Source organism: Clostridium tunisiense TJ, from assembly GCF_000300195.1.
Lineage (GTDB): Bacteria > Bacillota > Clostridia > Clostridiales > Clostridiaceae > Clostridium_J > Clostridium_J tunisiense.
Map to the genome: position 1 here is coordinate 170295 of NZ_AMQH01000012.1, position 15668 is coordinate 185962.

Below are 15668 nucleotides of genomic sequence, written 5' to 3' on the forward strand. Positions count from 1 at the left end.
CCCTTCATGTGGGAGTCTGTGATAAAAATTAAATTTTCCTAGGAGTCAAATACCCTTCCAAAGCCGCTCTACAAAATGAACTTGTTTATTATTTAATCTTGTCAAAGAATAATTAAGTTGCTTATGTTTAGATAAAGTTATAAAGGAGTGAAAAAATGCAGATTAAAAATCTTTTAGAAAATATAGAGTATAGTATGTTATCAGAAAAAGAAGATATACAGGTAAATAGTATTCAATATGATAGCAGAAAAGTTAAAGAAGGAGACATGTTTTTTGCTATCGAAGGTTTTAACTTAGATGGCCACAAATTTATAAATAAAGCTATAGAAAATGGTTCAAGAGTTATAGTTATTCAAAAACCTGTGGAACAGGTTGGAGGGATAACTTATATCATGGTGGATGATAGTAGAAAAGCATTAGCTATAGCAGCAGCAAACTTTTATGGAAACCCCAGCAAAAAGATGAAAATCATAGGAATTACAGGGACTAATGGGAAAACTACGTCAGCCTTTATGCTTAAAGCAATATTAGAAGAAAAAGGGTATAAAGTAGGACTAATAGGAACGATAGCTAATTATATTGGTAGTGTAGAAATCCATACAGATAAAACTACACCTGAATCTCTAGAGCTACAGAAGTTGTTTAATGAAATGGTTGAGAAAAAGGTGGATTATTGTGTTATGGAAGTTTCTTCTCACTCTTTAGAACTACATAGAGTTCATGGAATAGAATTTTCAGAAGGAATTTTTACAAACCTTACAAGAGATCACTTAGATTTTCATAAAACCTTTGAAAATTACTTTAATGCAAAATCTAAATTATTTACTATGAGCAATAAATCTATAGTGAATATAGATGATTCTTACGGCGAAAGAATATTGGAACAAGTTAAAAGTAATATAACCACCTATTCTTTGAAAAAGCCCAGTGATTTAAAGGGGTATAACTTAAAGCTACATTCAAGAGGCATCGAGTTTACCTTAAATAATAGAAATGAAGAAGTAGTAATAAAACTGTCTATTCCAGGGACTTACAATGTCTATAATGCCTTAGGATGTATTGGAGCCGCTTTAAATGAAGGTATAGATATATATACTATTAAAAGAGCTTTAGAAAAGGTAACAGTTCCAGGAAGATGTGAAATAATCACATTAAATAATCACTTAGGTTTTGACGTTATAGTTGATTATTCTCATACTCCAGATAGCTTAGAAAATATACTTAAGAATGTTAGAGAATTTACTCAAGGAAGGCTTATCTGCATATTTGGATGCGGCGGAGATAGAGATAGAACTAAAAGACCTATTATGGGTGAAATAGGTACAGAATTAAGTGATTTTGCAATAATTACTTCTGATAACCCTAGAACTGAAGAGCCTAATAGCATTTTAAAGGAAATTCAAGCAGGGGTTAAGAAAGATAATTATGAACTTATTGAAAATAGAAAAGAAGCTATAAAAAGAGCCATGTCTTTAGCTGAAAAAGGTGACATAATTGTTATAGCTGGTAAAGGACATGAAACTTACCAAATACTAAAGGATAAAACTATTGACTTTGATGAAAGAAAAGTTGTAGCAGATATTATAAAGGAGCTGGAGTTATAGATGGAAACCATAACTTTAAAAGATGTAGTTAAAGGTGTTAAAGGTGAAATATTAAAAGAAGGCAAAACTACCCAATTTAATAGGGTTTCGATAGATAGCAGAAAGGTATGTGCTGGAGATATATTCTTTGCTTTAGTTGGAGAAAATTTTGATGGTCATAGTTACATAGATATGGCTATAAAATCTGGAGCGCACCTTTGTATAGTTCATAAAAAAAATTTAAACTTAAGTGGTTATGATGAAGATGTTTCAATTATATATGTTGAGGATACAAGAATAGCACTTTTAGATTTAGCTGAACATTATAGAGAAAAACTCAAATTAAAGGTTATAGGCATCACTGGATCCACGGGGAAAACTTCCACAAAGGACTTAGTTGCTGCAGCTTTGAGTGAAAAATATAAGGTGTTTAAGACTAAAGGGAACTTTAATAATGAGATTGGATTACCATTAATGGTATTCTCCTTAGATAATAGCTACGATGTTGCAATCTTAGAAATGGGTATGAGTAGCTTAGGTGAAATAGAAAGACTTGCAAAAGTTGCAAAGCCTGATATAGCAATAATAACTAATATAGGTTTATCGCATATAGAAAATTTAAAAACTAGGGACAATATTTTAAAGGCTAAAATGGAAGTAACTTCATTCTTCAATGAAAAAAATGTGCTCATAATCAATGGTGATAATGATATGCTTCATAACTTACAAGCCCAGGATTATAAAATAATAAAAATAGGATTAGAAAATGATTATAATTTCGTTGGAAGCAGAATAATTATAGATAATGACAATATTAAATTTAATGTAATTGAGAATGGAAAAGAAACAGAAAGCTCAATAGAGGTTGGAGTTCCAGGTAAGCATAACGTATTGAATTCTTTGCTTGCCATAGCTGTGGCTAGGGAGCTAGGGTTGACATATGATGAGATTTCCATAGGAATAAGGAAATTAGAATTTACTTCTATGAGATTAGACATTATAAACTGTGGCAACTATATAATTATAAATGATGCTTACAATGCTAGTCCAGACTCTATGGAAGCAGCCTTAGAAGTTCTTAAAAACTATGAAGGCAAAAGAAAAATTGCAGTACTTGGTACTATGAAAGAGTTAGGAAATGAGGCTTATAATTCTCATGAGAGAGTAGGAAGTTATGCGAAAAAGTGTAATGTTGATTTATTGCTTACTGCAGGAGAATTCAATGAAGCTTTTAAAAGTGGTTTTGGGGATGAAAACCTTGTGTCCTTCCACACTGGAGAAGAATTATTAGATTTTTTATCTACCAATATTAAAGATGGAGATGTAATTTTGGTAAAGGCATCTAGAACCATGAAATTTGAACATATTGTTAGTGGTATACAAAGGACAACTGTTTAGGGAGGGGTAGAGTATGAGTAAAGTTGTATATTCAGTGCTAGTTGCTTTTTTAGTTGCACTTTTAATTGCACCATTTCTTATTCCAATGTTGCATAAATTTAAGTTTGGTCAAAACATTAGAGATGAAGGCCCAGAAAGCCATAAGAAGAAACAAGGGACTCCTACAATGGGAGGGATAATTTTTATTATTGCAACGTGTATAACCATGATTGTAATTGTTAGAAACCCAAAAGATGAAGCTATGATTGCATTATACTCATTAGTAGCTTTTGGAATAATTGGACTTTTAGATGATGCATTAAAAATTATAAAAAAGAAAAATGAAGGACTAAAAAGTTACCAAAAAATGATTCTGCTTGTGTTAGCTTCAGGTTTCTTAGGATATTTTGCATCAAATAAAATTGGTACTGATATAATGATACCATTTTTCACATCAAAGACTTTTGATTTAGGGGTATTTTTTATACCATGTATAATAATTTATTTCGCTGCAACTACTAATGCAGTTAATTTAACAGATGGACTCGATGGATTAGCTAGTTCTATTACATTGTTAGTAATGACTTTCTTCGCACTTGTAAGTTTTGGTATGGGGTATTACACTTTATCCATATTTTGTGGGATTTTAGCTGGTTCCCTTTTAGGCTTTTTAAGATATAATTCTTATCCAGCACAAATATTTATGGGTGATACAGGGTCACTGGCATTGGGGGGAGCTGTAGGTGCTATAGCTATGATATTAAAATTAGAACTCCTAGTTGTAATAGTGGGAGGAATATACGTAGTAGAAACACTTTCTGTAATTATTCAAGTTATATCTTTTAAGCTTACAGGAAAAAGAGTGTTTAAAATGAGTCCTCTTCATCATCATTTTGAACTAAGTGGATGGCATGAAAGTAAGATCGTAGCAGTTTTTTCTATTATTACAGTAGTTTTATGTTTGATAGGATTCCTATCAATAACACATTAAAGTACTATAGGGGGATTGAATATGAAGAAACCCAAAATGAAATTGGGAGAAGTAGATTTTATACTTTTTGCGACAATTTTAATGCTAGTTACTGTTGGGGTAGTAATGGTTTATAGTGCTAGTTCATATTTTGCAGCCTTCAAATATGAGGATGCAGAGTATTTCCTTTGGAGACAGCTACTCTGGGCTGGTATAGGCCTTGTGGCTATGATATTTACATTAAATACTGATTATCATAAATTCAAAAGATACACTAGAGTATTAATTATTTTTACCTTTATTGCATTATGTTTAGTTTTTGCTTTTCCACCAGTAAATGGAGCACAAAGATGGATAAGGCTAGGCCCTGCTTCCTTTCAGCCTTCAGAAATCACTAAGTATGTAGTAGTTCTATATATTGCTAAGAGTATTGAAGCAAAAGGTGAGAGAATTAAGTTGTTTTTTAAAGGAGTAATACCACATCTTGCTTTTGCAGGTTTCTTCGCGGGAATGGTAATACTTGAGAAAAATCTTAGTATTGCTACAGTCATAATGCTAGTTACTGTGGCTATGCTCTTTATAGGAGGCACAAAATTTTCTTATATAGCAGAAATGGGATTAGGGTTAGTTGGATTAGTTGTGGGTGCAATAATTCTGGAACCCTATAGGATGAGGAGAATTACCGGATTTTTAGATCCATGGTCAGATTCTCAAGTTACAGGGTATCAACTAGTACAATCCTTATTAGCTTTAGGATCAGGTGGGCTTACGGGGGTAGGAATAGGACAGTCTAGGCAGAAATGTTTCTATATACCAGAACCGCATAACGATTTTATATTCTCAGTTATTGGGGAGGAACTTGGATTTATTGGCTGTATGTTTATTGTAATTTTATTTGTAATTTTTCTTTGGAGAGGCATTATGGCTGCAGCTAAGGCCAAAGATGTCTACGGAGCTCTATTAGCAACAGGGATAACTGCTGTTGTAATACTACAAAGTCTAATTAATATTGCAGTTGTTACTGGGTCAATGCCAGTTACAGGGGTACCTCTTCCCTTTATTAGCTATGGAGGATCATCTCTGGTTATAAATATGATGTTTATGGGAATACTTCTTAATATAACAAGACAAAATAATAGTAATATTTAATTTAAATAATATGAATCGTAGAAAATCTACGAAGGTATTAAACCATGCTTTAAACATATTCGGGATTCCCGTAAATAAAAAGTGACTTACTTGTATAGTAAGTCACTTTTTTTAATTATTTAGGTAATTTATAATGAATTTAATTCTAATTAGTGGTATTATTGTATGTGTAAATGTATTAGTTTTATTGAGAGTCTTATGGTGGTGAGGAAATGACGAATAATAACAATAAAAATAAAAAAGAATATGGGAAATATATTCTTGAAAATAAACAAGCAATATTAAATAAAAAGAAAAAGATAAGGATTATTAGACGCAGTATCGCAGCTATGGTGATAATGGTTGCTATATTGCTTACTTTAAGTTTTAACTTAGAGTATTTTAATATTAGTGAAATTAAGGTGTCAGGTAACAGCACTTTGAATTCAGAAGAAATAATGAAGCTTTCTGAATTAAGTAGTGGTAGCAATATTTTTAAATTCAAGTCCAGTACTGTAAAAACTAAAATTTTAAGAAACCCATATGTATTAGATGTAAAGGTTAAAAGGTCGCTACCCAATAAAGTAGAACTTGAAGTTGCTGAGAGAAAGGCAATGTTTTATATAGCATACAATGAAGAATTCTATATAATTGACAGCAATGCAATTGTACTAGAAAAAAGAGACAGTATAGAAGGAATGACTTTGGCAAAGATAGAAGGAATTGATTTATCTACTGCAAAAATAGGTGATGTTATCCCTCTAGATAGTGAGGAAAAAAAGAAAGCTATAATGGAACTATGTGATTTTGTTTATAATAACAATGCAGTTGGTACCAATGTAGTTTCCTCTATTCAGTTAAATGAGCTTGTAGATATAAAAGTTTTAATAGGTAATGCTGAGGTGAAACTGGGGACCACTGAGAATATGAAAGATAAATTATCTAAAGCATTTAGCATTTTAAACGATGAACAGTTTAAAGGGTTTAAAGGCTACGTGGATGTAAGTTTTAATGGTAACCCAGTAATTTATAAACAGGAATAGGAGGTTAGTACATTGAAGAAGTTTATTTACCAGTTAATTATAGGACTAATTTTTTTATTGTTTGGATTTATGGTAACTTCTCAATTAAATATGCGTGAGAAGCAGAAGGTTGTGGCAGAAAATAAGCAAAGCCCAGAAATCCTTGTTGAGAATGAGCAACTTAAAAAGCAAAAGGATGAATTGGAGAAAAAAGTTAATGAGCTTATAGAGAAGTCACAAAACTATGAAAATGCAGCTGCTGGGAAAACTGATGAAAGTAATTTATTAGTGCAAGAACTTCAAGAAACTAGGCTAAGAGCTGGTCTTACTGATGTAAAAGGTCCAGGAGTTATTATTTATATAACTCCTAAAGCAAATTTATTTGCTGCTCCAGCAAATCGACAACCAATTATTGATTTTGATTTACTAGGGATTGTGAATGAACTAAATGCTGCAGGGGCCGAAGCAGTTTCTATTAATGATATACGACTAACAAATAGAGGCGGAATTAGAACTGCAGGAAATGGTATTATCATAAATAATGAGAGAATTTCGCCGCAGAAAAGAGTAACTATAAAAGCTATAGGGAAGAAGAAAGATTTAGAGAATGCTACGAATTTTCCAGGAACTATCTCTGTAGATCTTAAAAACAGTTGTGAAGTGTCAATAGAATCTAGTGATGAAGTAGTAATAAAAAAAGGACAAGATGCCTTAAAGTATGAATATGTTAAAGAGGTTGAAAAATAGGGGTGATTAAATGGTTGCATTTGTTGGACTTATTCTTGGGATTGTTTTAGGTGTTGTTTGGAATGTAAATATTCCTTTAAAATTTTCTCCCTATATATCTGTAGCGATATTTGCTTGCATAGATTCCATCTTTGGAGCAATTAGATCAAGTTTGAATAAAGATTTTAGACCAGATATATTTGTTTCAGGATTTTTTGGTAATGCTGTACTAGCAGCTTTAATGGTTTATTTAGGTGATAAGCTAGGGATTCCAATTTATATAGCAGCAATTATTGTGTTCGGACAAAGGGTTTTCACTAATTTTGCAATAATAAGAAGACTACTTATGGAACGTTCAAAGTTTCGTCATTGAGGTGATTAAATGCAAACTAATGAAGCAAGTATTTTTTTGTTTATAGCTTCAATTATCATTGGACTTTTAATTGCAATGAACATGAATTTAGGAAAAGGTAGTAAACTACTTGGTGTAGAAGAATATGAGGTAGCTTACAATGAAAGAATTAAGCTTCAAGGAGAAATTTATAATCTCCAAGAGCAATATTTAGAGTTAACAGATAAAGTAAACGACTTTGAAATGAATTCAAAAAGCAATAAGGACATTTTAGGTGATATTACTGAAGAACTTAAAAAAAATAGAATTGTTTTAGGAAAAGTACCTGTTAAGGGAGAAGGAGTTAAAATTACACTCAGCGATGCTCCAGAGGTTATGTTTGGGGGAAATTATACTACTGGTATGTTAGTTCATGATACCGATTTAGTAATGGTTATTAATGATTTAAGAAGTGCTGGCGCGGAGGCTATTGCAATAAATGACCAGAGAATTGTTTTTAATTCTTCAGGGATTTGTTGGGGACCTTCTATAAGATTTGATGGAGTTAACGTAATAGGACCTTTTTATATTACTGCTATAGGAAATAAGGATGTACTAAAAAGTTTCTTAGATACTCAGAAAAATCAAGTAAAGGAATTAAAGACAAGAAAGTGTTATGTTGAAGTGGAAACTTCCCCAGAAATTATAATTCCTGCTTATAATAGTAGTACTGAAAATAAATATATATTGCCATATAAGGAAAAATAAAAAATAATTATTACCAAATAATTAAAATAATTAAAAAAATTATTAATTATTGAAGGAATTTCATAGGTTATGAAGAATACTAGGAATAGTACCATTGTAACCTGGGATAACCTAAAGCTATAAGCAGATAATTGGGTATGCAAGGAGGAGTAAAGTTGTCAATTGAAGAAAATTATTTAGATATTTTAAAGCAAATTCCAAAGGATGTAACTTTATTAGCTGTATCCAAAACTAGGAGTGTGGAAGAAATCCTTGAAGCTTATAATGCAGGAGCTAGAGAGTTTGGAGAAAACAAGGTTCAAGAATTAAGTGAAAAGTTTGATGAACTACCAAAAGATATTAAGTGGCACTTGATAGGTCACCTTCAAAGAAATAAGGTTAAATACTTAGTAGATAAGGTTCATTTAATACATTCACTTGATAGTATTAAATTATTAGAGGAAATTGAAAAGCAGTTTTCAGCTAAAAACAAAATTGCAAATGTTCTTATACAAATCAATATTGGAAAAGAAGCAACAAAGACAGGAGTATACATAGAAAATTTGCGAGATTTAATTAATGCTTGTGAACAGTGCACTTCTGTTAAAGTAAGAGGCCTTATGGCCACAATTCCAATTGGAACTGAAGAGAGCTGTAGGCAATACTTTAATGAAATGAAAAAAGTTTATGAAAAGTTAAGTACTGAGACCTTTAAGAATATTGCTATGGAAGTTTTATCCATCGGAATGACTGGAGATTATAAGATTGCCATAGAAGAAGGATCAACCTTGATTCGATTGGGTGAAGGTATTTTTGGAAAAAGAAATTATAATAAATAATTTTTGGGAGGATAAATTATGGAGAACAAGTTTATGAAAGGCTTAGGAAGAATTATTGGATTTGATGAAGAAGATTATGAAGATGAAGAAGTATTAGAAAAAGAAGAAGGCCAAGATGAGACAGAAGATACTAATGAACTTGAAATTGAACCTTTTATGGCAAATATGAAAAAACAAAGTAAGATTGTAAATATTCATACGGCTTCAACAGCAAAAGTTGTAATTAGCAAACCAATGAACTACGATGAAGGTACTGCTATAGTTGATAACCTTAAAAATAGAAGAATTGTAATTGTAAATGTAACTGGTGTTGAACAAAAGGTTGGTCACAAAATCCTTGATTTTCTTATAGGTGCAATTTATGCCTTAGAGGGTGGATTGCAACAAGTTGAAAAAGGAGTTTTCATTTTAACTCCATCTAATGTGGAAGTTACCAGCGAGCTAAAAACTGAGCTAACTAATAAAGGGATTTTTAGTTGGTCAAAATAGGAGGCTTAAATGGCTGTAAGAATAGTTAATATTTTATTTGAAGTATTAAAAATGGCAATATTGTTAGAAGTAATTCTTTCATGGGTTCCAAGTGGCAGGGATTCTAAGGTTTGGTCTACAGTAAGATCCTTTACTGCACCCATTATGGAACCAAGTGAAAAAATTAACGATAAATTATTTTCAAATTTACCAATAGATTTGTCACCAATAATTGCATATTTTATAGCTTCTATTGTTCAGAGCATTATTTTAAAGATACTGGGAATTATATAAAAAGGTGTTATTTATGGAAAAAATGACTTTTATTAATTCCTTTAGCGAATATGACAAAAATTATATGTCAAACATCTATGACAATATAGTATTATGTAAAAAAACACATAATACAGTTTTTACAAAGGAATTCCTTATTCCTTACATTTATAATAAGCTTAGTAATATGAGTAATGAGTTGGGAGTAAAGGTATATTGTTATGGTGTTTATGAAGATAGTGAAAGAAAAATTGTGGCTTTTGATTTGTATGAAAAACCGGAGGAATTTCCTGTTGATTTAATTAAAGTTACAAATAAGTCAAAGTTTAAAAATTTAAGTCATAAGGATTATCTTGGTTCATTAATGGCATTAGGACTCAAAAGAGAAGTTTTTGGGGATTTAGTGGTGGAAGATGATCATTGTTATGTACCAGCAGTAAGGGACATAACAAATTACATATTAGGAACCTTAGAAACTATTGGACATTGTCCCTGTGAGTTGGAGATTTTAAAAAATAATCCTGAAAGTATTCCTAAGGTTAAATTTCAAGAAAAAGTTATTATATTCACTTCACTTAGATTAGATAATATAGTTAGTGGTATATGCAATTTATCAAGAAATGAAAGTAATTCTTTAATTAGTGGTGGGTTTGTTATGATAAATCACATAACTGTTAGTAAGAAAGATAAGCTTGTAAAACCACAAGATATTATTACTATAAGAGGGCATGGAAAGTTTAGGGTTCAAGATATAATTGGTGAGACTCACAAGAGTCGTTTAAAAGTACTAATAAGAAAATATACATAATATAGGGGTGATTAACATGAGAATAACTTCGATGGATATTAATAATAAAGAATTCAAAAGGACTATGAGAGGTTATAGTGCTGATGAAGTAGATGAGTACCTAGAAAAGATAGCTGAAGACTATGAAGCTATCTATAAGGAAAATACTACATTAAAAGAAAAAATCAGTGTTTTTCAAGATAAATTAGATCATTATACTAAAATTGAAAGTACAATTCAAAGCACCTTATTACTTGCACAAAATGCTGCTGAACAAGCAAAATTAAGTGCGCAAACAGAGGCAGAGTTGATTGTTAGAAATGCTAACGATAGTGCTAAAAGAATAATGGATAAAGCCCATGGAGATGTGCTTACAGTAACTGATGAATTTGAAAGAACAAAGCAAGAATTTGCGAAATTCAGAAGTAAGTTTAGAAACTTTATGTTAAGTCAAATGGAAATGTTCGAAGCACTAGAAAAGGATTTTGATAAAAATTATAATATTTCAACTGTAATTGAAGAAAGCAATAATAATGAAGTACTAAATGCAAATCTAAGTAATAAAAAGATAAAAGAAATAGAAAAATTTGATTATAATACTTCAGAATTCGAAGAAATAAAGAGTTTTTTCGCCGCAGAGCAAAATTAGTGAGAAGTATAAAATCTCACAAGATTAATTACTAATTAAATCTCACTCTTAGAGTGAGATTTTTAATTTTTAAAAAATACAAAGTTGTATCATTACTTGTTATTTAACGAGATTTTGGAAGGATAATTCTCTTATCCTCTTCAGGTGGGATTCTATGCTAAAAATTAAACTTTGCCTTAACAAAGATGACTTTGTAAAGTCGAATCTCCTTCCAAAGTCACTATACAAAATGAACTTGTTCATTATTTAACTATTTAAGTGAGTAATTTTTCTTAAAGAAAGGTAACAATAAGAATATGATGGCGATAAATTACTATAGAAAATTAATTTAATTCTTTTCAGTGTAAACAATTAGTAATTACAATTTTATTTCTGAAGGAAAATAGAGTGATTTTTATAGTTGAGGAGATAAAGATATGAAAGAGATAGACGTTTCTGGGGGTTCCTATACCTATAAAGTTTATATAGACGAAAGCACAAGCAATTTTAATAATGCATTAAAAAACAATGATATCCAAATTAATAATAAGTTTTTTATTATAACAGATCATCAGGTTCATTCTATATACAGAGATAAGATAGATGAACTCTTTGAAGAAGTAAATTATAAGGTATTAGTTATACCTTCAGGAGAGAAGAATAAAAATTTTAATACCATAGAGAATATATACAAATTTTTAATGGAAAACGCCTGTGATAGAAGCAGTACTTTAGTGGCCTTTGGGGGAGGAATAGTAGGAGATTTAGTTGGATATGTAGCTGCTACTTATATGAGAGGAATGAAATACATAAGTATTCCTACTACTATTATATCTATGGTAGATAGTTCAATAGGAGGAAAGGTTGGCTACAATTTTGAAAACATAAAAAATGTTATTGGAACTTTTTATACGCCTATTTTTGTTTTTATATCTATAGATTTTTTAAGAACTCTACCCAACAAGGAGTTTATTAATGGTATTGCAGAAGTGATAAAATATGGGATAATTAAAGAAAAACAATTATTATATTATTTAGAACATAATCTGAAAAGTATTTTAAGTTTAGATAAAGATAAATTGCTTTACATTATTGAAAAATCCTTAAGGATAAAACATGAAGTAGTATCTGTAGATTTTAAAGATAAAGACTATAGAAATATATTAAATTTTGGTCATACAATTGGCCATGGTATTGAAATAGTATCAAATCATGGCGTAGCTCATGGATATGCAGTTGCCTTAGGGATGTTAGTAGAATTGAAACTATCGCAATACAAGTTAAACTTTAAGAAAGAGGATTATGATTACATATATTATCTTATGAATAGCATAGGATTCCCAACAAAGTACAAAGTTGACAATATGGATTTGTTTATGTATGCTATAAAGCATGATAAGAAAACAGAGAATAATCAAATAAAATTTTCATTAGTTGAAGAAATAGGAATATCTAAAACTGGAGTAGTTATAGATGAAAGTCTTATAGAAAAAGCAATGGAAGAAAGTATTGAAAGGAGATATTTATGAAATTTGGAATAATTGGTGCCATGGAAGAGGAAGTAGCATCATTAATAGAGGAAATGGAAGTAAGTAGTAAAATAGCAAAAGCTAAAATGGTTTTCCATAGTGGAATTATATACAATAAGGAAGTTGTTATAGTAACAAGTGGAATTGGGAAAGTTAATGCTGCAATATGTGCCCAAATCTTAGTAGATAAATTTGATGTAGATTACATAATCAATGTTGGAATCGCTGGAGGAGTGGGAGAAGAAATTTATCCAGGTGATATAGTTATTGGAAATAGCTTAGTTCAGCATGATGTTGATACCTCAGCTTTTGGAGATAAATTAGGTCAAATTCCAAGAATGGAAGCCTATGATTTTAAATGCAGTGATCTTTTAATTAGCCATGGTAAAATCGCTTGTAGTTCATTAGAAAATGTAAATACTTTTGTGGGAAGAATTGTATCTGGAGATCAATTTATTGCCAATAGTGAAAAAATAAAATGGTTAAACAAAGAGTTTAATGCTTTAGCTTGTGAGATGGAAGGTGCAAGCATAGCTCATGTAGCATATTTGAACGATGTGCCTTTCCTTATAATAAGATCCATATCAGATAATGCAAATAATGGAGCTCATATGGACTACGAGAAGTTTAAACCCATTGCAGTTAAAAATTCTAATATTATTTTGAGAAGTATGTTAAAGTCGATGTAGGTGATATTTAATGAAAAACTTACTGGTAGATAATAATAGTGGGCCTAAAATAATGGTTAAAGTTAGAGATGTAATTATTGGTGGTGATAAACCAGTTTTTATATCAGGGCCCTGTTCAGTAGAAAGTTATGATAAAATGATGGAAATAGCTAGAGAGCTAAAGGATATTGGAGTACATATTTTAAGGGGCGGAGCTTTTAAGCCAAGAACTTCACCTTATGATTTTCAGGGATTACACCTAGAAGGAATTAAAATTCTTCATCAGGTAGGAAAGGAGTATAACCTTCCTATAGTCACTGAGATAATGGATGCCCGAGATATTGAGAAGTGTATTCCTTATATAGACATGATTCAAGTTGGCTCAAGAAATATGTATAACTATACTCTTTTAAAGGAATTAGGAAAGCACCCTCTTCCAATATTGTTAAAAAGAGGTATTAGCGCTACGGTATCAGAGTGGTTATATGCAGCAGAATATATTATGAGTAGTGGAAATTCCCAAGTTGTACTTTGTGAACGTGGAATCAGAACTTTTGAAACTTATACAAGGAATACTTTAGATTTAAATTCCGTTGCTGTAATTAAAGAAAATTATAGACTACCTATAATAGTTGATCCTAGCCATGGTACTGGAAAGAGGGAATTAGTTCAGTCTATGAGTTTAGCAGCTTTAGCTTGTGGATCAGATGGACTTATGATCGAAAGTCATGTTTGCCCAGATAATGCTGTGTCTGATGCTAGACAAACAGTGAATATGGAAACCTTAAGAAACATAGTTAATAAGGGGAAAAAGCTTAGTAGTCTATTAGAGTTATCATAGATTATAACTATGCAAATATTTGTTGAGAGATCCTATATAAGTTTCTAGTACTAATTATATACTTAATTAATAGTCTTTATCTATTTATAATAATATATTAAAACAAAATTTTGTATTAATATAGTTTTAATTAAGGATATATATAGAAACTACATGATAATTTAAAATAAAGTTAAGTATTTGAAGTACTTGAGAGATAAATACTTAACTTTTTCTGTAGTATATCTATTGGGAAACAAAGTTAAGACATAACTTACGCATTACTCCTACCTTGGTTCCCTTAAGTCTTTTAGAAGATGAATGAAATTCATCATGATTAAATTGATCTTTGATTAAGGAACCCTATAGGATAAAGAGTGCTAAAGGTTATAGGTATATTGAGGTAAATTATGAAAGCGATTTTAAAAGGATGCAAATCAAATTGTAATATTGAAATAACAATTCCAGGAGACAAATCAATTTCGCACAGGTCATTAATAATTGGGGCTATTCCTGAAGGTTCTTATACTATAAGAAATTTTTCTAATAGTGAAGACTGTAGAACTACCACGGAAGTGATGAAGGTTTTAGGAGTTTCTATTGTTTCACGTGAAAACCAAATAATGGTAAATTCTCCTGGGATTCATAGATTCAATAAGAATGTGGGAATGTTGGATTGTGGAAATTCTGGAACCACAGCAAGACTTATTAGTGGACTAATTTGTGGTGGAAACATTGCTGCAACTCTTATTGGTGATGAGTCTTTGAGTAAAAGACCTATGAAAAGAGTTGTTGATCCATTGACATCAATGGGTGGAAAAATTAAAAACTTTAAAGGAACACTTCCAATAAATTTTATTAGTAATCAGGGATTATCTGCTATAGAGTATGAAATGCCAGTGCCATCAGCTCAAGTGAAATCTGCAATTTTAATTGGAGGTTTTTTAGCTAAAGGTAAAACTAAGGTAATAGAAAAGATTTCAACTAGAAATCATACGGAAAATCTTTTTGAATATCTAGGCGCTAATGTAACAAGAACAGGAAGTGAAATATCTATTGAGAACTCTTCCATACAAGCTAAGGATATTTTTGTACCAGGAGATCCATCTTCAGCCTCCTTTTTAGTTTGTGCTGCTCTTTTAGGAGATAATATAAAACTTACTATAAAAAATCTACTTTTAAATGAAGGTAGGAAAAGTTACTTAAATATATTAAAAGCAATGGGTGGAAAAATTGAAATAGTCTCTAAAGGGATTGTTAACAATGAACCTATAGGGGATATTATTGTTTATAGTAGTAAGCTTAAGGGGATTAAGATACAGCATGATCTTGTACCAAGCATTATAGATGAAATCCCTGTACTTAGTGTGGTTGCAGCCTTTGCAGAAGGCACTACAGTTTTTGAAGGTGTAGAGGAATTAAAGTTTAAGGAAAGTAATAGAGTTGCAGGTATAGTTAGTAATTTAAAGGTCATTAATATTGAAGTGATATATAAAGATAAGGATTTAATTATTAAGGGTGCAAATAATGTGGCTGAAAAATTGGAAGAAAAAAATATAGAAATAAAAACGGATAATGACCATAGAATTGCCATGGCTTTCTCCCTCTTACCAATGAAATTAAAAACTACAATTATTATTGATAACTGGCAGTGTACGGAAATATCTTTTCCAAATGCCACAACTTATTTTAGTAAATTTATTAATTTCATCAAATAATGTAATAAAAATTTCAGTAAGGTAGAAAATAAGTAAGGTAGATAGTATAACCTT

Annotated in this window: 17 protein-coding genes; all 17 read left to right on the top strand. The window is 30.8% G+C overall.

The annotated features are described in order from the left end of the window. Positions 1–155: 155 nt before the first annotated feature. The 17 genes from C661_RS0112520 (at position 156) to aroA (ending at position 15614) form a co-directional block, all read left to right on the top strand. The gene (locus C661_RS0112520) at positions 156–1604 is read left to right on the top strand and encodes a UDP-N-acetylmuramoyl-L-alanyl-D-glutamate--2,6-diaminopimelate ligase (protein ID WP_017415668.1); all 1449 of its coding nucleotides are present in this window, start codon (positions 156–158) and stop codon (positions 1602–1604) included. Continuing rightward, positions 1605–2981 (top strand): UDP-N-acetylmuramoyl-tripeptide--D-alanyl-D-alanine ligase, encoded by a 1377-nt coding sequence (locus tag C661_RS0112525; RefSeq protein ID WP_017415669.1) that lies wholly within the window; start codon positions 1605–1607, stop codon positions 2979–2981. 13 nt (positions 2982–2994) lie between these two features. Beyond that, entirely contained in the window at positions 2995–3951 is a 957-nt protein-coding gene (mraY, locus tag C661_RS0112530) for a phospho-N-acetylmuramoyl-pentapeptide-transferase (RefSeq protein ID WP_017415670.1), read from the top strand. Positions 3952–3972: 21 nt separating this feature from the next. Beyond that, positions 3973–5079, top strand: coding sequence for a stage V sporulation protein E (gene spoVE, locus C661_RS0112535; RefSeq protein WP_017415671.1), 1107 nt, complete (start codon positions 3973–3975; stop codon positions 5077–5079). Positions 5080–5291: 212 nt separating this feature from the next. After that, positions 5292–6101 (top strand): cell division protein FtsQ/DivIB, encoded by an 810-nt coding sequence (locus C661_RS0112540; RefSeq protein ID WP_017415672.1) that lies wholly within the window; start codon positions 5292–5294, stop codon positions 6099–6101. Positions 6102–6113: 12 nt separating this feature from the next. Further along, positions 6114–6827 carry a DUF881 domain-containing protein gene (locus tag C661_RS0112545; RefSeq protein WP_017415673.1) on the top strand — a complete coding sequence of 238 codons (714 nt, stop codon included), beginning with the start codon at positions 6114–6116 and terminating at the stop codon, positions 6825–6827. A 10-nt stretch (positions 6828–6837) separates the two neighbouring features. Next, positions 6838–7179 (top strand): small basic family protein, encoded by a 342-nt coding sequence (locus C661_RS0112550; RefSeq protein ID WP_017415674.1) that lies wholly within the window; start codon positions 6838–6840, stop codon positions 7177–7179. A 9-nt stretch (positions 7180–7188) separates the two neighbouring features. Continuing rightward, the gene (locus C661_RS0112555) at positions 7189–7905 is read left to right on the top strand and encodes a DUF881 domain-containing protein (protein WP_017415675.1); all 717 of its coding nucleotides are present in this window, start codon (positions 7189–7191) and stop codon (positions 7903–7905) included. 155 nt (positions 7906–8060) lie between these two features. Further along, entirely contained in the window at positions 8061–8723 is a 663-nt protein-coding gene (locus tag C661_RS0112560) for a YggS family pyridoxal phosphate-dependent enzyme (RefSeq protein WP_017415676.1), read from the top strand. 18 nt (positions 8724–8741) lie between these two features. Next, positions 8742–9212, top strand: a complete 471-nt coding sequence (locus C661_RS0112565; RefSeq protein WP_017415677.1) for a cell division protein SepF — start codon at positions 8742–8744, stop codon at positions 9210–9212. 9 nt (positions 9213–9221) lie between these two features. Then, positions 9222–9485 (top strand): YggT family protein, encoded by a 264-nt coding sequence (locus tag C661_RS0112570; protein ID WP_017415678.1) that lies wholly within the window; start codon positions 9222–9224, stop codon positions 9483–9485. A gap of 13 nt (positions 9486–9498) precedes the next feature. Continuing rightward, positions 9499–10272 (top strand): YlmH family RNA-binding protein, encoded by a 774-nt coding sequence (locus C661_RS0112575; RefSeq protein WP_017415679.1) that lies wholly within the window; start codon positions 9499–9501, stop codon positions 10270–10272. 16 nt (positions 10273–10288) lie between these two features. Further along, positions 10289–10900 (top strand): DivIVA domain-containing protein, encoded by a 612-nt coding sequence (locus tag C661_RS0112580; protein WP_017415680.1) that lies wholly within the window; start codon positions 10289–10291, stop codon positions 10898–10900. A gap of 416 nt (positions 10901–11316) precedes the next feature. Beyond that, a complete protein-coding gene (aroB, locus tag C661_RS0112585; protein ID WP_017415681.1) occupies positions 11317–12408 on the top strand; it encodes a 3-dehydroquinate synthase in 1092 nt (363 codons plus the stop codon). Beyond that, on the top strand, positions 12405–13097 hold the full coding sequence (locus C661_RS0112590) for a 5'-methylthioadenosine/adenosylhomocysteine nucleosidase (protein ID WP_017415682.1): 693 nt from the start codon (positions 12405–12407) through the stop codon (positions 13095–13097). The genes aroB and C661_RS0112590 overlap by 4 nt, the downstream gene beginning before the upstream one ends. Before the next feature lie 10 nt (positions 13098–13107). Next, a complete protein-coding gene (gene aroF / locus C661_RS0112595) occupies positions 13108–13917 on the top strand; it encodes a 3-deoxy-7-phosphoheptulonate synthase (protein WP_017415683.1) in 810 nt (269 codons plus the stop codon). A 389-nt stretch (positions 13918–14306) separates the two neighbouring features. Then, positions 14307–15614: a 3-phosphoshikimate 1-carboxyvinyltransferase gene (gene aroA / locus C661_RS0112600; protein WP_017415684.1), complete on the top strand. Its 1308-nt coding sequence runs from the start codon at positions 14307–14309 to the stop codon at positions 15612–15614. Positions 15615–15668 lie beyond the last annotated feature (54 nt).